This window comes from Ohtaekwangia koreensis, from assembly GCF_900167975.1.
Taxonomy (GTDB): Bacteria; Bacteroidota; Bacteroidia; order Cytophagales; family Cyclobacteriaceae; genus Ohtaekwangia; species Ohtaekwangia koreensis.
This window is the reverse complement of record NZ_FUZU01000001.1, coordinates 3086653-3107371: the sequence shown is the minus strand read 5'-3', so window position 1 is coordinate 3107371 and position 20719 is coordinate 3086653. Positions and strand designations below refer to the sequence as shown.

The 20719-nt window shown below is 42.6% G+C and carries 17 protein-coding genes; 5 read left to right on the top strand and 12 right to left on the bottom strand.

From position 1 onward, the window contains the following. Positions 1-183 precede the first annotated feature (183 nt). Positions 184-585: a hypothetical protein gene (locus tag B5Y40_RS12225; protein WP_245840522.1), complete on the bottom strand. Its 402-nt coding sequence runs from the start codon at positions 583-585 to the stop codon at positions 184-186. Positions 586-718: 133 nt separating this feature from the next. On the opposite strand from B5Y40_RS12225, the gene B5Y40_RS12220 reads away from it, so the two are divergent. The 3 genes from B5Y40_RS12220 to B5Y40_RS12210 all read left to right on the top strand — a co-directional run bounded on the left by B5Y40_RS12220 (position 719) and on the right by B5Y40_RS12210 (position 4864). Continuing rightward, positions 719-1696: an ABC transporter ATP-binding protein gene (locus B5Y40_RS12220; protein ID WP_079686933.1), complete on the top strand. Its 978-nt coding sequence runs from the start codon at positions 719-721 to the stop codon at positions 1694-1696. 208 nt (positions 1697-1904) lie between these two features. Then, a complete protein-coding gene (locus B5Y40_RS12215; RefSeq protein WP_079686932.1) occupies positions 1905-2240 on the top strand; it encodes a PadR family transcriptional regulator in 336 nt (111 codons plus the stop codon). Next, on the top strand, positions 2237-4864 hold the full coding sequence (locus tag B5Y40_RS12210) for an ABC transporter permease (protein WP_221408911.1): 2628 nt from the start codon (positions 2237-2239) through the stop codon (positions 4862-4864). Before B5Y40_RS12215 ends, B5Y40_RS12210 begins: the two co-directional genes overlap by 4 nt. A 47-nt stretch (positions 4865-4911) precedes the next feature. Here B5Y40_RS12210 and B5Y40_RS12205 read toward each other — a convergent pair whose 3' ends face one another. Next, positions 4912-5418, bottom strand: coding sequence for a DinB family protein (locus B5Y40_RS12205; RefSeq protein ID WP_079686931.1), 507 nt, complete (start codon positions 5416-5418; stop codon positions 4912-4914). A gap of 306 nt (positions 5419-5724) precedes the next feature. On the opposite strand from B5Y40_RS12205, the gene B5Y40_RS12200 reads away from it, so the two are divergent. After that, complete coding sequence (locus B5Y40_RS12200) at positions 5725-8583, top strand: ELWxxDGT repeat protein (RefSeq protein ID WP_079686930.1); 2859 nt, start codon at positions 5725-5727, stop codon at positions 8581-8583. A 140-nt stretch (positions 8584-8723) separates the two neighbouring features. Beyond that, entirely contained in the window at positions 8724-9104 is a 381-nt protein-coding gene (locus tag B5Y40_RS12195) for a hypothetical protein (RefSeq protein WP_079686929.1), read from the top strand. Positions 9105-9135: 31 nt separating this feature from the next. Here the strand turns inward: B5Y40_RS12195 and B5Y40_RS12190 are convergent, their stop codons facing one another. The 10 genes from B5Y40_RS12190 to B5Y40_RS12145 all read right to left on the bottom strand — a co-directional run bounded on the left by B5Y40_RS12190 (position 9136) and on the right by B5Y40_RS12145 (position 20522). Beyond that, the gene (locus B5Y40_RS12190) at positions 9136-10209 is read right to left on the bottom strand and encodes a glycosyltransferase (RefSeq protein ID WP_079686928.1); all 1074 of its coding nucleotides are present in this window, start codon (positions 10207-10209) and stop codon (positions 9136-9138) included. After that, complete coding sequence (locus B5Y40_RS12185; protein ID WP_394333183.1) at positions 10206-11129, bottom strand: glycosyltransferase family 2 protein; 924 nt, start codon at positions 11127-11129, stop codon at positions 10206-10208. Before B5Y40_RS12185 ends, B5Y40_RS12190 begins: the two co-directional genes overlap by 4 nt. A 101-nt stretch (positions 11130-11230) precedes the next feature. After that, entirely contained in the window at positions 11231-12292 is a 1062-nt protein-coding gene (locus B5Y40_RS12180; RefSeq protein ID WP_079686926.1) for a glycosyltransferase family 2 protein, read from the bottom strand. Positions 12293-12298: 6 nt separating this feature from the next. Beyond that, positions 12299-13225, bottom strand: a complete 927-nt coding sequence (locus B5Y40_RS12175) for a glycosyltransferase family 2 protein (protein WP_079686925.1) — start codon at positions 13223-13225, stop codon at positions 12299-12301. A gap of 1 nt (position 13226) precedes the next feature. Next, positions 13227-14237 (bottom strand): polysaccharide deacetylase family protein, encoded by a 1011-nt coding sequence (locus B5Y40_RS12170; RefSeq protein ID WP_079686924.1) that lies wholly within the window; start codon positions 14235-14237, stop codon positions 13227-13229. Between the two features lies 1 nt (position 14238). Further along, positions 14239-15855, bottom strand: coding sequence for a glycosyltransferase (locus B5Y40_RS12165; protein ID WP_221408910.1), 1617 nt, complete (start codon positions 15853-15855; stop codon positions 14239-14241). Positions 15856-15882: 27 nt separating this feature from the next. Then, a complete protein-coding gene (locus B5Y40_RS12160) occupies positions 15883-17148 on the bottom strand; it encodes a glycosyltransferase family 2 protein (RefSeq protein ID WP_079686922.1) in 1266 nt (421 codons plus the stop codon). A 12-nt stretch (positions 17149-17160) separates the two neighbouring features. Then, positions 17161-18432: an ABC transporter ATP-binding protein gene (locus B5Y40_RS12155; RefSeq protein WP_079686921.1), complete on the bottom strand. Its 1272-nt coding sequence runs from the start codon at positions 18430-18432 to the stop codon at positions 17161-17163. A 71-nt stretch (positions 18433-18503) separates the two neighbouring features. Then, entirely contained in the window at positions 18504-19343 is an 840-nt protein-coding gene (locus tag B5Y40_RS12150; RefSeq protein ID WP_079686920.1) for an ABC transporter permease, read from the bottom strand. Between the two features lie 99 nt (positions 19344-19442). Then, positions 19443-20522 (bottom strand): sensor histidine kinase, encoded by a 1080-nt coding sequence (locus B5Y40_RS12145; protein ID WP_079686919.1) that lies wholly within the window; start codon positions 20520-20522, stop codon positions 19443-19445. Between the last annotated feature and the right edge of the window lie 197 nt (positions 20523-20719).

The following is a 20719-nucleotide window of genomic DNA, read 5'->3' as shown; positions in this document are numbered from 1 at the left end:
AATTTTATTGATTTAGGAAACGATTGACGGCAAGATGCTATGTTAATTTCTCACGCTGCAAACAGATGTTTGTGCATGGATACAAGAAATCAGCAACATGCCCGTGCACGTTAAAAAAAATATTGCTTTTATAGTTATAGGATGTAAAGGATCAGCGTCCTGAACATAGGCTTTATCATTTTATTATGCAAAGAAGTTTACAACCTGCAGGGCAAACACAAAAACAGATACCACTGCCATCAGACTAATAATCAGGAAGGCAATTCCTTTACCTTTCAGTTCGTCATGAATAGGAGAGGCCTGAATCTCGAAGATCCTGAATAATGTTTTTGTTGAACGCCATGAGAAAACACAAAAGAGAGCAAGCGACAGAAATATACCTGCCCACGGTGCACCTTTCGTATGAATGGATAGAAGATAGGCGATGAGGAATGAAATAACACCTGATGTACCGCCTGACATTAACGCAGTTTTGGCTTTCATACCAATAAAAACAACTGCCACCAGACCACACGTTATCAGGAAGGTTCCGTAAAAGATTAAAAGCAATGCCTGGTAGTTCATAGGTATTTTAATTTCGCGCATAAATATAAGCCACCGGCATTAATACACACGCAGGCATTTTCATTATCATCTATATTATTTAAAAATGATAGTATATAAAGTCGTTTCACTGTGCGGTATATGACAATTAAATTTTGTTCATATTTGCCTCCTGATGACACTATTGACAGTATCCGGTATCTCCAGGCAAGGCGAGAGTAATTTTGCATTGAAAGATGTTAGCTTCTCACAACGCAAACTTCAAAAAATAGCGATTGCCGGTGAAACCGGTTCCGGGAAAAGTACATTACTGAAAATTATAGCTGGGTTAGTACAACCCGATGAAGGAGAGATTGTATTCGAAGGTGAAAAAGTCACTGGCCCCAATGATAATTTAGTGCCCGGCCATAAGGGGATCTCATACTTATCACAGCACTTTGAGTTGCCCCGGTTTTTGAGGATTGAACAAATACTGGCTTACGCCAACACGCTATCGGATGTGGATGCTGCCCTCATTTATGAAGTTTGTGAGATCACACATTTACTGCAACGAAAAACCGATCAACTATCAGGAGGGGAGCGGCAACGTATCGCCCTTGCTAAATTATTAATCGCTTCACCAAAATTACTTTTACTGGACGAACCCTTTACCAACCTGGATATAGTCCATAAGAATACATTGAAGTCCGTTATTCAAAATATAGGCAAGAAGTTAAAGATCACCTGTATACTGATCTCACACGATCCGATTGATACGCTGTCGTGGGCTGACCAGATCCTGGTCATGCAAAACGGACAGATCATTCAGAAGGGAAGTCCTGAAAAAATATACCGACAACCCGTAAATGAATATGTAGCAGGTCTCTTCGGAAAGTATACACTTTTGAAGCCAGCGTATTCAAAAGATATGCTGAAACTTCTTGATCGCGATCCTAAAGGTAAAAGTATATTTGTTCGTCCTGAGAATTTCAAGATCACAACAAAAAGCAAGAAAACCGTTGCCGGGATGATAAATAAAATCAGCTTTTGCGGCAGCTACTACGAAATCAACGTTGCACTCGGTGGTGATAACATTCTGATCACGACCGGAGTCCCTACGTTTAAGACAGGTGATAAAGTGCAGGTTTTATTAAGCGACTTCTTTCTGCTGTAAAGCTATAGTTAGTGTCATCGAATTCTTTTGGGGGTTTAATGCTATAGGCGATCAATCTCCATACTATATATCTACCGGTAAAGCAGGGCAATCATCTCCTACAGTTTCAACCATAACCGTTATACCGGAACGCTCGCTCATATTCTATTTTCAATAATGTTTTGCATTCTCAAAACTATTTTACATACATTTACGTAATTAATCATCAATGAAAGGAACAAACCTCGGTGAGTTTGAAGAAATCGTTTTGCTTACGATTGCCGCTTTAATAAATGATGCCTATAGTGTAGCCGTTTGTGATGAGCTGGAGAAAAGTACAGGCCGCGCAGTAAAGCTCGGTGTTGTACATGCTGTGCTGAATCGCCTGGAAGAAAAAGGTTTTGTGAAAAGTAAATTGGGAGAAGCGACAAGCACGCGTGGCGGAAAACGGAAACGATACTATACCGTAACAAGTGGGGGAAAGGCTGCGCTTATCAAAGCAAAAGAAGTACGCGACCAACTTTGGAATCGTATACCTGACTTTATACTAAAGGGAGCCTCATGAAAAAACAATCCATGCATCCACCGCGATGGGCCGAACGGTTTCTTGAATGGTATTGTCGCCCCGCACTGCTCGAAGATCTGCAAGGTGATCTTCACGAATACTTTGAACGTAACCTGAAAGCGAAAGGACTCAGGCGTGCACGGTTCATCTATATAATGGATGTCTTCAAGTTCTTCAGATCGTATACTGTTCGCAAACCAGAATTTATAAACCTCTTAATTCATTGGATTATGATTGGCAGCTATATCAAGACTTCAGGGCGCAGCATTGTGCGCAATAAATTATTTTCCGGCATCAACATCATCGGTCTGGCCATTAGCATGTCCGTTGGATTGATGATGATCGCCTTTGTCTCAGACTTGTTTTCGTATGATGACTTTCATGAAAACGGAGATAGAATATACCGGGTCAATACAACGGATCAACGTACCGACCAACGTCCGTTTAGCTTAGCGACTTCGTCTGTGAAGGCAGGCCGAAGAATACAGGAAACCATTAGCGGCATTGAAAAGGTAACACTTCTTCGAAGGGGATTTGGCGGTGATGCCAAGGTTGGTGAGGCCACCATTCCTATATCTGGTGTATGGGCAGATGAAGCTTTCTTCAACGTGTTCTCATTTCCGTTGTTGCAGGGCGATATGAAGACTGCACTGAAAGAACCTTACTCCATTGTACTTACAGAGAAGTCCGCTAAAAAGATTTTTGGTGAAGGTAACGCGCTTGGGCAGTCTGTTAAATTTGATACAGCAAACTATATCGTGACGGGTGTAATGAAAGATATACCCAAGCTTTCACACATGCGTTTTGACGTGCTGGTCTCCTTTGTCAATGCGGAAATGAATAATATTTCCGAGGATGGGAGCTTTATGGATTGGACCAATATATATTCTAATTACACCTATATCGTTCTTCCTGAAAGCGGCAATCCCGAGCACATACAAGCCAGTCTGAATAAACTAAGTGCAAAAGAAAATATACCCCTTGACAATAGAAAAATAGAATTGAAACTTCAGCCCCTTTATGAAATTGCCTTGCAAGCTAAAAATGCAAATCCGATAGGTCCTTCAATCAATAAAATTGCTATATGGATTATGATTGGACTTGCGTTGATCGTAATTCTGTCGGCATGTTTTAACTATACCAACCTTTCGATAGCGCGTTCGTTGAGGCGATCGCGCGAAGTAGGAATTCGTAAAGTTATGGGTGCTAAAAAAACGCATGTGATCGGACAGTTCGTAGCGGAAGCTATTATTATATCACTGCTTGCCCTGGTGTTATCGCTGGGAATGTTCCTGCTTCTGCGAACACAATTTCTTTCACTCGCACCTTTTTTTCAAGATATGCTTTCTTTAGATCTCTCACCACGATTGATCCTCTGGTTTCTGCTCATGGCCATTGGTGTGGGTATAGTAGCCGGAATTTTACCGGCACTTTTCTTTGCACGCCTCAATACCATTAAGGTACTGAAAGATGCATCATCACTTCAGGTATTTCGGCATGTAACGATGCGCAAGGCAATGATTGTTATTCAATATACTTTCTCCTTGATTTTTATTACCGCTACTATTATAGGCTATAAACAGTATAGGAGTTTTCTCACCTTCGACCTGGGTTTTACAACGGACAACATTGTGAATATTAAACTCAATGGTGTCAATGGCGATTTCTTTGTTAAAGACTTGAAGGAACTACCGGAAGTTGAAGACGTATCGAGATCGCTCCTGGTAACAAGCCTTGGAAATATATATGGAACGCAGTTGAAATATGAGAAGCTAAAAGATTCTGCAAATGTATGGGTAAATATGGTAGATGAAAATTACTTGCCCTTGCATCAACACAGGTTTCTAGCAGGACGAAACTTTAATCCGAAGACGAAAGAAGCCGATGAAACAGAAGTGATTGTTAACGAACAGATCTTGCATCGATTCAATATGGCAGGCCACGATCCCGCCAAGGCAATCGGAGAAGAGGTAACGATAGATGGGAAGAAATTAACAATTGTAGGTGTTGTGAAGGACTTCCACTATGGAACCCTGGAAGATGAAATTCAACCCTTAGTATTACGACATTCGAGTATAGACACCTATGGCTATATCAATGCAAAAATCAAGACCAGTGATTGGCCCGCTACTTTTGCTGCGATGGAGAAAGCCTGGAAAAAGATTGATCCTGTTCATCCGCTCGAAGCCAGGTTCTACAGCGAACAGATCGAAGAGGCGTATCAGCAATTCTCGGTGATGGTAAAGTTGATTGGCTTCCTGTCATTTCTTGCTGTCTGCATCGCCTTTATGGGACTGCTGGGAATGGTTGTATTCACAACGGAGACGCGATTGAAAGAGATCAGTATACGCAAAGTGCTGGGAGCGAGTGAACGAAGACTGATATACCTGCTAAGCAAAGGATTTATAGCACTTCTGGCCATCGCTGCACTTATAGCATTGCCTGCAACCTATATCTTCTTTGATAAAGTAGTCTTGGTAAATTTCGCATATCATCAACCTATACATTTCACTGAGTTAGTGATCGGTCTGTTGGTTACACTTGTTTTAGCAACGGTGATGATCGGCTCCCAGACGCTGAAAGTTGCGCGAAGCAATCCTGCAGAGGTTCTCAAAAATGAGTGACGCCCGGTTGCCGTATGCATACATTTTAGCATATACACGGTAGCGCATCAATGCGCTACCGTGTACACATGATAGTATATATTTTTCAATTGATGTATATGTCGTTGTGTGTGGTATATAACAAAGGCAAAGAATTCCAACCGGGTCAATTCTCCCAACGCAGGGTGTTTGCAGGTCTCGGAAAGGTTTAACGTGGTGCCGGCTTGTACTAACTTCTGGCGGGAGGATTTCAGCTTGTTGATTACGTTCTCCCGGTCGAACGTTGTCAGGGAAGGAAGAACAATTTCAGGCGATTTTAATTTCACCTCAAAATTCAAAAACACTTCCTTGAGCCAGGTTATTTTTTCATCCGGGTTGCGCAGCGTAACGGTGGTTTCTCCATAAAGTGAATCTATAACAGATGAATCCGATCGGTAAAGATGATCGGCTACTTGTGCAGCTGTCCAACTTCCCTCAAAGGGAACAAGATTGATTTGATCCTCCTGAAAAGAATTAAGCAATTCGAAAAGTTCTGCTGTGACGTTTTCCAATGCATCGGGAATTCTTATTTCCATATAGTGTAAAGTTTATGTATCAACGATAGTTTCAAGAGCCGTTGCGGTGTTACCGTGTGAATTACAATGTAAACCTAGGAACCTTTAAAGAAATAGTCAGGGTGTAATTACGGCAATCTTACTGGCCGATCGCGGCATTCGCAATGACTCACAGCATTATCAAAAACACCATGGATATCGTTAGGGTAGCCAGTCCGTAGTATCAATTTTCTTATTGTTTTTACGGCATATACGTGCGTATTTTTTGCTATTTTTATCGGCATATATACTGCCGTTTGTTTAGACCTAACCATTTTTTAAATATATATGAGGCCTCTGTTACTGATAATCCTGTTGCTTTCTGCAGGTAAACTTTCCGCACAAATATCATTGGTAAAGGATATTAACGATCAAAGCGATCCTGACAACTCGACGGCATTGTTCTATAAGACCAGTGCCGGAGGTAAAATTTACTTTCATGCGGGCGTCAATGACCGTAGTGGCATTGGTGTGAGCGATGGAACTGCGCAAGGCACACATGTTATCTACAAGGTTTCAGTAATGAGCTGGAGTGCATCGACCTATTTTGTTGCCGTTGGCAATACAGTATATTTCACCGGACAAGACAATGTGAATGGTGCAGAGCTCTGGAAGACGGATGGTACAGACGAAGGTACGGTATTGGTCAAAGATATAGTACCTGGTTTTTATTCAGGCTATCCTACTTCGTTCACCAATGTAAATGGCACGCTTTACTTTACAGCACAGACCTATGAATATGGCATTGAACTCTGGAAGACCGATGGAACTGAAGAAGGCACCGTGCTGGTGAAAGATATTGTTCCCGGTTATTCGTCCAGTGGGCCATCAGGGCTTACCAATGTAAACGGTACGTTATTCTTTAGAGCCGGTACACCGGCTACAGGAGATGAGCTTTGGAAAAGTGATGGCACAGAAGCAGGCACTGTATTAGTAAAAGATATACTGCCTGGTTCAGGCACCAGTATACCTGAATCACTTACCAATGTAAATGGTGTGCTATATTTCAGTGCCAACGCTGGGGGCAAAGGAACGGAGCTTTGGAAAAGCGATGGTACGGAAGCCGGTACTATACAAGTGAAAGATATATTTTCCGGGGCGGATGGAAGCTATCCCTATGAGCTAACTGTGCTGAATGGTAATCTATACTTTCGCGCATTGTCATCTCCGAATGTGATCGGACTTTGGAAAAGCGATGGCACAGAAAGCGGGACTATTGCTATAAAAGAACGTGATGATGCTGACATCCATTTCCTGCATCGGGTAGGCAATGCTATATATTTTATTTCGGATGGCGAACTTTGGAAAAGTGATGGCACTCCTGCAGGAACTGTGATGGTAAAGGAAAAAATAGCCAATGACGATGGCATAGCATTTTCAAGTTTTGCGGCAAGTGATAATACATTATACTTTGTTGTAAATGATGGCACGCATGGATACGAACTTTGGAAAAGCGATGGTACGAATGCAGGAACGAAGCTGGTAAAAGATATACTCGCGGGTGCAGAGTCTGGGGCTTCGGGGGAAATTGCCATCCTGAATAACAACGCTTACTTTACCGGATATACGCCAACGTTGGGAGAGGAGCTCTGGGGCAGCAATGGCACCGAGGAAGGAACCGCCCTTGTAAAAGATCTGTCACTTACTAAAACCTATGCCTCATCTCCCCATGAGTTTGTGTCCCTGAATGGTATAGTATATTTTGTCGCCTCTGACCCCGACCATGGCGCAGAGTTATGGAAAAGCGATGGCACTGATCAAGGTACCACGCTTGTAAAGGATATTGAGCCAGGCGTTACGGGTAGCCAACCTATATATTTGACTGCATTTAACAATGCGTTCTACTTCTTTGCTGAAACATCGACTTATGGAAGGGAACTTTGGGAAAGTGATGGTACTGCCGAGGGCACCACGATGGTAAAGGATTTGGTAGAAGGTGCAGGCACCAACTATCCACTGGAACTTATCGTGGGAGATAATATACTCTATTTCACAACGCTGGCAGGTAGTGCCCGTGAACTTTGGAAAAGTGATGGTACGGCTGCCGGAACCCAGACAGTTGCTACGCTGGGAGATGCGGACGGAGATTTTTATATAAATGCCCCACTTTTCAACAATGGCAAAATATATATGGTTGCTTCCACAGAGGATGAGGGGAAGGAGCTTTGGATCAGTGACGGTACGGAGACAGGCACAAAGCTGCTAAAAGATATAGAGGTTGGGAATAGAGATAGCTATATATATAATTTTGCCAGCGCACAAAATACTGTATACTTCCTGGCATCACCCACAAACGGGGAAGCCGGACTTTGGAAGACCGATGGCTCGACAGAAGGAACAGCGCTTGTAAAGAGTACGGACGCGGGAAATATTGAAGGACTCCATGCTTTTAATAACAATTTGTTTTTCCGGTTTCATGTGTCAGATGAGTACAATCTTTGGAAGACCGATGGAACGCAGGCCGGTACAGTCATGATAAAAACACTTGCCTCAACCGATGAGGTTGTGCTCTTCTCAAGGGAAGTACTGCTGCATGATCTTTTCTACTTTATAGCGTATGATTACAACGGTGGTATTACACTTTGGAAAAGCAATGGCACGGAAGCACAGACTTTACCCGTGAAACACATTGACTTGGGAAGTGGATATCACTATGTGCAAAAAATATTTATAGTTGACGACATCCTATATTTCTTTATTCAGGACCTGACAGGGTTTAGTCAATTGTGGAAAAGTGATGGCACGGAAGCCGGAACCGTGTTTGTAGAAGATGGTGTCAATGTATCTTCTGATGTATATGTATTGGATAAAATGGCCTTCTTTCAAGCCGATGAATGGAATGGTGATTATGAATTGTGGAAAGCAGACTTTAACGTAGTGACCGGTGTAGAAGAATCATTGGAGCATACGTTGACGATATATCCCAATCCATCGTCAAGAGTTTTATCAGTGAAGATGAAGAATGGTTCACCCATCTATAGCATATCAATTTATGATAGCAAAGGCGGTTTGGTAGAGCAGCGATCCGCGCCAAGCGATATCGAGGATGCATTTGATATTCACATCGAAACATACCGTTCGGGTAGTTACATTGTGATGGTTAAGAGTGCAAAAGGAATTTACCGTGCACGGTTTATTAAGAAGTAATTTGATTGAGGGCCGTCTGATTCAGACGTATCTATTCCTAATCAAGAATTTATACTAATACTACATTTAACACTTACGTTGTTAAGGTGTAGTATATTGTCAGAATTTTAAATCACTATATACTATAAAATTGAATTTAAATGAGCACTGAAATTCTGGACAATATTCAACACTTTGGTAAAGACACTAATTGTATACGGCTACTCAAGAAGTACGCAACACTACTGACTGTTTTTATGGTTATCGGTTATGTGTTAGATGTTGGAGGTACAGCGTTATTCGGTTTGTTAGCAGACGATCTTGGCGTAGAGAATACAATATTCATTCAGTATATCTATCTCATTCCCCGCTTTATTATGAGCTTGACTACAACAACGATTGTTTACCAGGACATGAAAAGAACGAACAGTTATTCAGGGGCCATCCTGGGACTTACGATCTTTTTTGATGAAATCGGTGCTACATTTTTTATTATCTATGTAATGTACAACGAACTCTCTGCAAAGAGCGCAAAGGTATAGTGTCTCTGAGCGGAGTTAAATATAGGCCGAGCTATTTGGTAATGGATAACAATGAGGCCTTCGCTGTTTCCAGAAATTTCCAACGGGAGGTCTTCGAGAATTTCTGTTGAAGTACTTTCCCGTGTTTATAGTTCGCTATTATCTTTTTCCAGTTCTTCGTATATACTTCAATCATGTGCCGGACTGAATATGATTGTAATGAAAGGATTGTATACCGCTCGTCATCCTTCTTTACTCTGGCTTTCATTATTTCTAACTTAACGTAAGTCCTGATGAAATAGAATAACGATTGAGCCATTCGAAGTCGAAAACTCTTTACGTTTAAAGTCTTCCATTCGCAGATCACCTTATAGGGATTAAGGACTTCAAAACATTTGGCGCTTTCCTTTAAGTACTTTTTATAGTACTCCATTGTGGTCCGGTCCTTGGTAATAAAATGTTTGAAGGTCAATTGCTCGTCATACCAAATATGAAAGCCTGCGATAACAAGTGCCAGGCATAGTTCGTAGTCACCACCAGAGCTAAGCTCCTTTCCAAGCCGGTCTGTTAGAAGGCTTCGGTATCCTGCCAGCTGAAGTATATCATATGCAGATTTACGGATTACGCAGCCAGCACCGTATACCGTGTTGCGTTTTGCCATGCCACTTTTCTCAGCTTGCTGACCTGCGGCATATACCGAGTAAGCTCGCACCCAGGCAGGAGGCTCCTCTTCAAACACCAATTCACCGTTGCCTCCCAATGCCCCTATATTTTCATGAGCAGACATTACTTCGTATACTCTTTCTATATAGTGAGGATTCAACCAGTTGTCGTCATCGCATAGTAAAATATAATCAAAGCGTGCGCTGGCAAAGCCGCGTGTGCGCGCATAGCTTAAGCCGGGTTGTGGCTCGTGAACAATTCGAAAATCATTTTGACAACCGTATTTATTCCATACTTCACGGGCTATCGCTGCTGTGTTGTCGGATGATGCATTATCGATGATGACAAATTCCCATGGAATATGCTTGGGTACTTTTTGATTGGCTATATACCGAATGGTTTCCGGCAATTTGCTTGCTCCATTGTAAGTACAAATTACTACAGAAACACCACGGCTGCTCATCGGTTAATAATTAGTCTTCCGACCATTTTTAAAATCTGATATGCCAGGAAGATATCCTGGTGCATGCTCCATGCTTTTTTCATTTGCATTCGTGCGCCTTTACTATCTCTGAACTTTGCCCATAAAACGCCTGCCGTTCGCAAAGCATAGTACGCATAGAACTTCTTCGCTCGCTGCAGGGCTGCTTTTCTCTCATGCTCGGGTAAAAGTCTGTTTATCTTCTCCATCACAAATTCGAGATCATGCAGATTCTGCGCTGATGAAAATGACTTACCTGAAATTGAGTTCTCATGTCTCCGATATGATGCCAATATAGCGGGGCTATATGCGAATGGATATTTGGATGCGATTCTTGCCCACATTTCCCAGTCTTCTCCATAGTGTACTCCGTAGAATGCGCCCAGTTCTTCATATACTTCACGCTTTACTGCAATGGCTACATATTGGATGCGCTGTCGCTCCGACAAACGAAGCAGCCAATTTTCCAAAATGCCTTCTTCGGTAGATTCTGCATCCGGCACCAGTACAACCTTACCAGTCTCATCTATATACTGGTAGTGACAAAATGCTGCGCCAACTGTGGGGTATCTTTCAAATAAACTCTCCAGTCTTTTATAAAAACCGAGATGAACCAAATCATCACTGTGTAACAGATGGATATACTTTCCCTTTGCCAGGTTGATACACGTTTCAAAATTCCGAAGGCTTCCAACGTTAAACGGCTGGCGATAGTACTCTATACGGCCGTTACCCAATTGGTAAACAAAGGACTCTACATCAACATCCGTGCTGCAATCATCCACTACCTGGATTTGCATATCGACTTCGTCTTGTGCTTGCTTCAACACACTCAGTATAGATTCCTTCAGAAAGGGGCCAGCATTATAAACCGGAATCATTACTGACCACTTAGGTCTCACAAGAGCCACTATTGGCAGTATTCGAGGTGGCTCGTTAGGAGTGCGAGTAAAATTTGCAGGATGCCAACTAGTATTCAATGAGATTTTTTCATTTTAGGTGGCTATACTAAATATACTATTTTATTCACAGTTAGCAAAAGCCGAACGGTATTTTTAAGTCGCCAGCGAATGGCATATATAACTTTTCTAAAAATCAGATTAAGCTTTCCGGTTTTAACGAGCAACGGAAGGCTATACTTCCATGGTAATTCCTGGAAAAGCTGGTAAATAATAAAGTCGCGCTTAAACCAGGCCGCTTCTTTTATATCAACCACGTTGCGATTCACATTTTCTGTATCGATTATCCGCTTTGTAATCTGATCCAAAAGGGAAAGACAATCCACAATTTTCGCAATGCTTCTTGTCTCTGCCAGCGGAATAACGTTGTGCCGGAGACATTCCAGGTATTCTTCCGGAAGGAAGAATTCATTACCCATATAGCGTTGTATATTACGGATCACATTTTGCCGATTTGCAATGTCATACTCGGTCTTGCGAAGTACCGTGTTCAGACTTGATGGTGAAAAGCGATAATCCAGCAAGATATCGCTCAGGTTTGCAATTCTAAATTTTTGGGCCAGCTTCCAAAAGAGGTCGTAATCCTCCGAATACAGTATACTATACATTCCGACTTCTTGTACTGCACCCTTACGATACATAACAGTGGGATGGTATATCCAGCATTCGAAGTTAAGGTTATAGTAAAAAAAACGGCTGGTATATTTTTCAAGGCGAACGTGCTTTTTACCAGCTGTTATGATACGACATGCTGTTGAGAGCAGCATGCAATCCGGATTGCTGATCATGTAATCATATTGCTTCTGAAGTCGTGCCGGGTAACTTATATCATCGGCATCCATGCGTGCAATGAGTTCGCATGAACTAAGATCAATGCCACGGTTTAATGTTTCAGATATACCCAGGTTGGCATCGTTCTGAATAAAGCGAATTCTTGCATCAGTATACGAATTAACAATTGCTGCACTTTCATCGCTGGATCCGTCATCGATAATTAGAAATTCAAAATCCTGAAACGTTTGATGCAGTATACTTTCCATTGCTTCCCGCAAGTAAGCGGCTGCATTGTAGACAGGCATCAGAACGGTAAGTTTCGGTGCTTGCATTGGTAATTATGAATTTAATACTCTTTTCATAACCCGCCTGACCTTGTTCTTAATTTTGGAAGGGAGTGTATATAGTACAGCAAACGTAAATGGATAGTAGTAGGGCATCAGTGCCTTTTTCAAAAGTTTATCAATTCGCTTATCGCGCTCAGGATATTGATCCAGGTAACGCTTTAGCCATTCAAGGTAGTATTGTCTCACAGAATGATACCGCCCATCCTGGTGAACATTAAAAACCTGTGAGGCTGGCCGCTGGCGATACAGGTTGTTATGGGCCGATGATATATATACATTTTCATTCAAATAGATCTGCGCCAGAAATGCCTGGTCTTCATATACCGCTGTATCTCCGATGAAATCCTCTACAAACAAAATGTGATCATGCACATTTCGTCTAACCATCATTCCGGATGGACATGGAGCGGCTCCTGGTCCCAAGGGGTAAAGTTGTAACATTAGCGTGGGTGGTATATATAGTTGGTTTTGCGCTGCCCCAATTTCAATGACAACATCTTGATGATTATTTCCCTGCCAACTATACCAATATAGGGATGCTTCCATAAGTACAGTAGCCTGGGGATGTTTGTCAAACAGAGTCAACTGATTTTCAAGTTTATTCGCTAACCATACATCGTCTGCATCCAGGTACGCAATATATTCTCCCCGGGCATGTGCTATACCCAGGTTCCTGCTTTTGCATACGCCTTTGTTTGCATGATTTTTATGTTGCAGATATATTATTTTGTCAGGATAAGCCTTCACATAACGCAGGGCAATGTCCGGACTTGAGTCAGGAGAACCATCGTCCACTAGGATCAGCTCCCAATGCGTATAGCTTTGACTCACCACACTCTGTATAGTTTCCTCCAGGAATTTTTCTTCCTTATAAAAACAAGTGATGACAGAAACCATGGGTGTTTTTGATGCATCCATACTATACTTTTGATTGATGCAATCCGGTTAACATACTCGTGAAATCCTTAGCGTTCATGTTCTTTACCTGGAAGCGAGGCAGGTCATATATAGCGCTTCGTTGCGTTGCATGGAGCGCCGATGTGGAGACAGCATAGTCAAAGCCAAGCGTTTGCGTTACACGGGGAGTATCCTGATTCAAGCTTCCGTATGGATATGCCAGCCCGGTTATACTTCTGCCGGTTAATCTTTCCAGTGTATATCGGCCACCTTGGATTTCATTCTTTTGCTCCTCGGCAGATAAAAAAGCTAACGCAGGATGATTAACAGTATGCGCTCCAATTTCAAACAGCGGGTTTGTTGCCATTTGCATGATGTGTGCTTCATTCATCAGGGGCGGGGTATCTAGTTCCTGTACCCCGGCCCATTGCTGAAGGTTCGTAATGATTTCTTGTTGCCCTGCAATTGACATGGGCTTCATCTCCATCCAGAGGGTATAAAATAATTCCAGGCGTTTATTGTAAAGAGGATGGCCATAACGCCATTGCGCTATTTCTGTTTTCGCTGACGCTGTCAGGATGCGCGATTCTTGTAAATCAAAAACAAATTGCTTTGCGGGTATATCCAGTGCAAGCTTTTGCGGCAGGGTAGGAGTTGTTAAAATGATTTGTTCAAGTATATCCCACCAATATGATTTTTCCTGAGCTTCAAATTTAGCAGTCAGGTAGAATGTAGCAGGAACACTATATTTCTCGAGTATAGGTTTGGCTTCTGTAAAGTTGTCGAGGTATCCGTCATCGAAGGTAAGGGACAGCAGATTTTTAAGTGTTTTTCTTTTTCGGATGCGGGCTGCGAGTTCATGCATGGGGATCACCTGGTAATTACCTTTGAGGTATTCTATATGCGCTTCAAAGTTTTCAGGACTCACACACAGGTCCCAAGGATCAACAGACGCACTCGCAATACGATGATACATGAGAACGAGCGCTGTCTCTTTTCGTGACTTGAAAATATTTTGAAATAGCGATGCCATCTTACTTGGTTACACTCACGGCTATAATTACCTGGTAAGCAGGATCCTGAACGTCCAGAAAATCTTTTCGTACCTCCGGCAACCCCATGCCATATAGAAATGCTGTCGCTATATATACATTACCGTAGGTTTGCAATTGGATCGCATCAGGAGCAAAATTTTCGGAAAGCATTCTTCGCATCGATTTATCGGTAAAAGCCCAGAGCCAATAATCCTTCCATTCGCCTTTATCGATATGGCTGATGCCGGGGACCGTGAGCAACAGTACACCGCCTTTTTTTAATATCCGGTGACAGGTATATAACGCGGCTTTAAAATCATAGATGAAGTGCAGCGTCTGCGTGAGTATAATACAGTCGAAGGAGTCGGATGGAATTTGTGGGACATCACTTAAATCTCCCACGAAGGTGACCGTTTCATTTGCCCAGGCAACATGCAGCACATCACTTTGCGTTACATTCTTCCCTCCATAGTGAAGTGTATATGCGTTATCGCCAATTTCCAAAACACGGCCTTTTATCAGGTGTTTGTTTTCAGTGAGAAACTTTTCAATATAATAACGGTCTACAGGTCCACCGCGATCAAAACCAAAGTCGTTACTAAAAGGCGTAGTTCTCTCCAGATCTGCCCATGCTATATTTCCCTGGGGAGGGATAAAACTCCGGAGGTAGCCACGCTTGAATAACATCTTACGTGCAAACATGGGAAGAGCCTTCTTTACTATATTCTTCAGATTCAATTTCAGAATCCTGGCTTCAAGTTGTAATGCAGCTTTTGGTTTTTGACCAAGTAAGAAATTACGTTCTGCCCTTGACGGCACTTGTTTCATTTTTGATACCTGGCGATGCAGTGCTTCCAATAACTTGCCGGTATAGTATTCTGTCCAAATCGATCGCCCGCGGTGCCAGGCAGCTTCCTCTTCTTTGCTTTGAAGATGTTCTTTTTGAAATGCATGGACCTTCAATGCCGATATCAGCATGAAAGGAATCTTTGCAGACATGTTGTTGCCATGTATTCTATAGGCTGCCATGTTCTTATCGTGATCACCTACCGGATACTTGCGGGTAATGCGCATATATAGATCGTAATCTTCACAAGCCCGAAGTGAAGTATCAAACTGGAATTCGTTTAATACCCAACGGGTATACATCACGGCAGCGTGCATACCTATATAGTTCCCTTGTAAAAGATTGATGTAATGATTCTCGTTGACAACAGAGAGTTCGTCTTTTTCAACAAGGTATTTCCATTCGTCAACTTTATCGTGCCATCCGGAAACGAATGCCCAGGAAGGATGTTGCTGAAGATAGCGGAGATTCGTTGCTATTGCTTCCGGGTATAAATAGTCATCGGCATCGAGGAAAACGAGATACTCGCCTGTGCTATTTTGAAAGCCCGTATTGCGGGCAGCCGACAGTCCATGATTGGCTTGATATATATAGCGTATCCCTTCAATTTTTTCAGCAACACTTTTGGTGTCATCCGTTGAACCATCGTCTACAACGATGATCTCTGTATTTTTATAGGTTTGTTGCTTGACGCTGTCAATGGCCTCGACCAGGAATCGCGCATGATTATAACAGGGAATGACAACCGATACAAGTGCTTGATGCGACACAGCTATATATTTAGGGTCCTGGTTTAATTACTTTCTTGTCTGCTGAGAACTACCTGTCATACCCGAATTGGATGAAGTGTTTTTATTCTGAAGATAAAACAATAATCCTGAGAAAAGGCCCTTCATTTCTACGAATATCGTTTTATACCTGCCTTTATAAAAAGGAAACCCGCGCAACAGAAGCCAGCCGTAATACTTGGGGATCTCCCATAACAAGTGTTTGAGGTTGCCCGAATGTTTGAATTGTTTATACTGGAAGAGTATGGCAGCGGTAAAGCCACGCATATAATAAAAGATCTGATGCTTCAAATCGCTGATAGCGGTGCGGTGGTAATGCGACACTACTGCTCTGGGGTTGTAATGAACGGAGTACCCCGCAGCCAGAATCCGATACCACATTTCTGAGTCACCATTGCAACCCGCAGCGCCTACATCGAGACGCTCATCAAAGTATCCCACGACATCAAATATACTCTTGCGAAATGCCATGTTTGCTCCGGCTCCGATGGTCCACACCGGTGGACCCTTTGGTAAACTTGATGCGAAGAAATCAGAGTCGTATCGCTTATCAATAAAGCCACGGTTGAAGGGCCAGAAACGCTCGAAGATCCATTGCGCTTCGGTACGCAACTCAGCGGCAAGTACAAGGCCTGTCATGGCCGCAACATTTTCGTCTTCAAAAGTCCTATAGGCATGGTATACCCAGAGGGGATGTATCGCAGTGTCATCATCGGTATACAGTATAATGGATTGGGTAGCTGCGCGAGCCCCGGTGTTACGCGCTATATCCAGGCCCAAACGATCTTCACGAAGATATCTAACACCGGAAAATGTGTTTACGGTTTTGCGCGTACCATCATCCGCAGAAGCATTGTCCACCACAATAATTTCAGCAGGCTTGCATTGCAGATTCATCAGGCTATCCAGGCACTTTTGCAAACTGGCGGCACGGTCCTTTGTACATATTACTACCGATACATCGCAGGTGTTGGGTAGGTCAGGCTGCGTACTGAAAGCTTGCACAAAAATTCTTTCAACATCAGATTGTGTCTTTACCGTAACGGCTGATTTTTTTGAATAATGCTCAAGCGCCCAGGAGGCAGCATGGATAACTTTTTGCTCAACTATAGCGTGTGATAATTCTTCGCTTGGCTTTAGAAAGAGATGTCCTATTGGAGTTTGATTCCACCACAGTACTATATACCGCCCTTGTACATCGAATGATGGAACCTGCCATGCAGAAGCTATAGCAAGATTCAGGTGGATGCACTGATAGGGCACGTATGAGTTCATAGAGGTTGAATGCTAGAACGAAGGTATAGGAGTAAGGACAACCGGGAAATCAGGGCGAACATAGCCCATCCATTTGCCATACCAATTTGTATTCTCCCGGTAATCTTCTACATCAAAGGATATACACTCGTTGAGGTAGAAAACTTCTACAGATGTGCCCTTCACGAAAATTATAGAGATATAGTATGAGCCGTCATTGAGAAAGTTTCCGGGTATAGTACACGTTCCTTTGATCAGCCCTTTACTATAGTTCTTTGACTTTGAGCTTACATCAAAGATACACTCGCTGCTTTGGGTAAAGAGATGTATACCGGTAACCAGGTCTATACCATCATCGTAATTCCAGAATTCAAATTCCAGCGAAAGTCTGGTACGCACATCGATGGGCGTTGCCGGATCATCCAGATCCGGGACCAGTCGCACAGACTTAACGCGCACGATATCATTGCCCGGGGCTGCTTTAGGATCATTCCATTCCTGTGACAACTGGTTCTGCTGAATTCCACTCAGATAATAATTTACGACTTTATCAGAAGTACCGATCTGTAGCGTTTTTCCTTTTTGCAAAAGCATGGCGCGGTGACACAGGTTCGTAACGGCCTGCATGTTGTGGCTGACAAACAAAATCGTACGTCCCTCTTTTTTAGAAGCCTCATTCATCTTGCCAAGGCATTTCTTTTGAAACTCGGCATCACCTACAGCCAACACTTCATCTACTACCAGTATATCAGGTTCAAGATGTGCTGCTACAGCAAAGGCAAGGCGCACATACATACCGGAAGAATATCGTTTTACCGGTGTATCAATAAACTGGCTTACGCCCGAGAACTCCACGATCTCATCAAACTTGCTCTTGATCTCCTGGTGCTTCATTCCCAGGAAATGACCATTCAGGTATATATTTTCACGGCCCGTCAATTCTTCATGAAAACCTGTACCGATTTCCAGTAAACTGTTCATGCGGCCACGTCCGAGTACATGGCCTTGCGTAGGACGTATAACTTTTGAGAGTATCTTTAGTAACGTTGATTTTCCGGCTCCATTCCGTCCTATAATTGCAAAGGCTTCGCCTTCCTTGATATCAAAATTGATGTCACGCAACGCCCAGAGAAATTCTGTGGACTCACCCTTATTACCGGCTGCTTTAAAAAATGGATCTTCCTTGCGGAGAATGGATTGATACCACCAGCGTTGTACGTCCTGCCGAAGTGAGCCCGTACCAATCTTTCCCAAGCGATATAGCTTCGATAAATTTTCAACTTGTATAATCGTATCGCTTGTCATGTATACTTTTTCCTTGCGTTTATAGTCTGTGATTGATCGTGCTTGTAAGCATCTGTTTTATTGAGCACGACTCAAACAACGTCAATCAGTTTAGCGCCCATTTTGTTAAAGAGTACGGTTCCGAACAAAAAAACTAAAAGCATACAGGCTCCGCTATAGGCAAGTTGTATACCCGATACAAGTCCTTCGCCTAAGAATGCCAGCCTGAAAAACTCGATCATCGGAACCAGTGGATTGAAGATCATGATATGCTGGATGTTCTCCGGGACAATGGATAGGGGGTATATTACAGGAGTAGCAAACATCAAGAGCCGGATGGTGAGTTGAATTAGATTGGTAAGATCCCTATACTTTGCCAGGAACACCGATAGCGCGAGACCGAGGCCAAGACCCAGGCCGGAGGTAACGATAAAAACCAGAGGCAGCGCAATAAAACAATATAGCGGGTTAAATGACACCGTTCCCGTGTATAAATAGTATATATAGAATATCAGGAAGAGCGCGAACTGAATGAAGAAGCGAATGATATGCGAAGCCGTTACCGAGAAAGGTATAATGAGTCGCGGGAAATATACTTTTGAAAATAAGGTAGCATTCGCGCTGAAGGTATATACCGATCCGGAGAAAGACTCTGCAAACAGGTTCCAGATGATGATGCCGCTTAAGTAGAAAAGCGTTGGAGGAGTATCATTTGTTGAGATGCGGACTACGCGATCGAAAATAAGAACATATAGCAGGACCGTTACCAGCGGCTGAATAACGACCCATACCGGGCCCAGTAAAGTCTGTTGATATTGCGTAAGAAAATCTCTGCGAATGAGTCGAAGCAACAGGTGGCGATATTCCCAGATCTCTTTCCAATTCCACTCGAACCAGTGAGACTCTGGCTTAATTTCCCATTGCCATCGCATAAGTAAAAATCGCTTTACTCAAAAATGAATAAAATTATTTACTATTCCAGTACCAAGTGGAAAATTCTGTTTGCAGTGAACGTACTCAGTTTGAAGTAATTAAAAGTTTTCCTTCGGAAAGGTCAGAAGAAATGTTGTGCCTTTATTCTCCGCACTTTGAAATGTGATTCTCCCTTTCATGAGTTCCACTAACTTCTTAATGATGTAAAGCCCCATCCCGATTGACTTTTCGCCTTTTAAGCCCGTTCTCGAAGCCGGAGTATTCTTGGTAAAGATATAGGGTATCAGATGTTCGGGAATGCCAATGCCGTTATCAGAGATCCGCACTGAAAAGGAGTGATCCATGTCCTTTACTTCACATTCGATAATACCATTGGCGTGTGTGAATTTACAAGCGTTGGAAAAGAGGTTATGAACGATCTGGAAAAACTTGACATCATCACCCGATATATATAGTTCATCCTTGTCAACTACTAATTTGAAGCCCTTCTCTGGATTAAAGTCACGCATGTTGGAAATTACAATCTTTATTTTTTCAAGGGCATTGAACCGGTTTGCTTTTACGAAGACGCGTTCGGACTCCAGATGCTCCTTTTTCAAGAAAGTGTTAATGATTTCTATGCATTGCTGTGTGTTTTCACGAATGAGCCGCGTATGGTTATCAATTTTTTTATACTTCTCTACCTTATTCATTTCGTCTACCAGGTTCAGCAAATTGGCGGTCAGGTTCAAGGGCCCGCTTAAGTTATGAGCAATCATATCCAGTAATGTATCTTTCCGTGCTCCGAAATCAACGAGGTAGTTTTCATGCTCCTTTAAGGTAGTAATGTCTTTAATGATAGACATCACCACGCCACTGTCTTCTATATAGTATATATCTGCCGTCAGGTATTTAGATTTTCCTGCAGCATTGATTAGCATTTGAACATTGCTCAACGTATATTTTGACTGTAACTGCTGCAGGATTTCCTCCAGGTAATTACTGTCATAATTTAGAGCTTCTTTTAGCACCTCGATGGGCCTGTCGATGATGTTTTCCATGGTTGTCCCAAAAATCTCGGACAGCATGTGGTTGCAATACGTGACTTTATTTTCATGAAGGCTGTAGACGAAAATACCATCTACTGATATATCTCCTATATCCTTTACAGTCGCAATTTGATATTTGGTTTCAGCCATCCTTTCAGCTGCCCCAACAAGATATTACGATGTGTTCATAATATCGGTTAAGACAACCTGACGGATTACACAATAAAATATATCCACACGAAATCGCCCTCAACATCATTGATGAGCATTCAAATTATGGATTTGATTACCCATTTTTTAAAGGCACCTGTCCTTTAGGGCAGGCATAGTTTATTTTACTGTCGCGC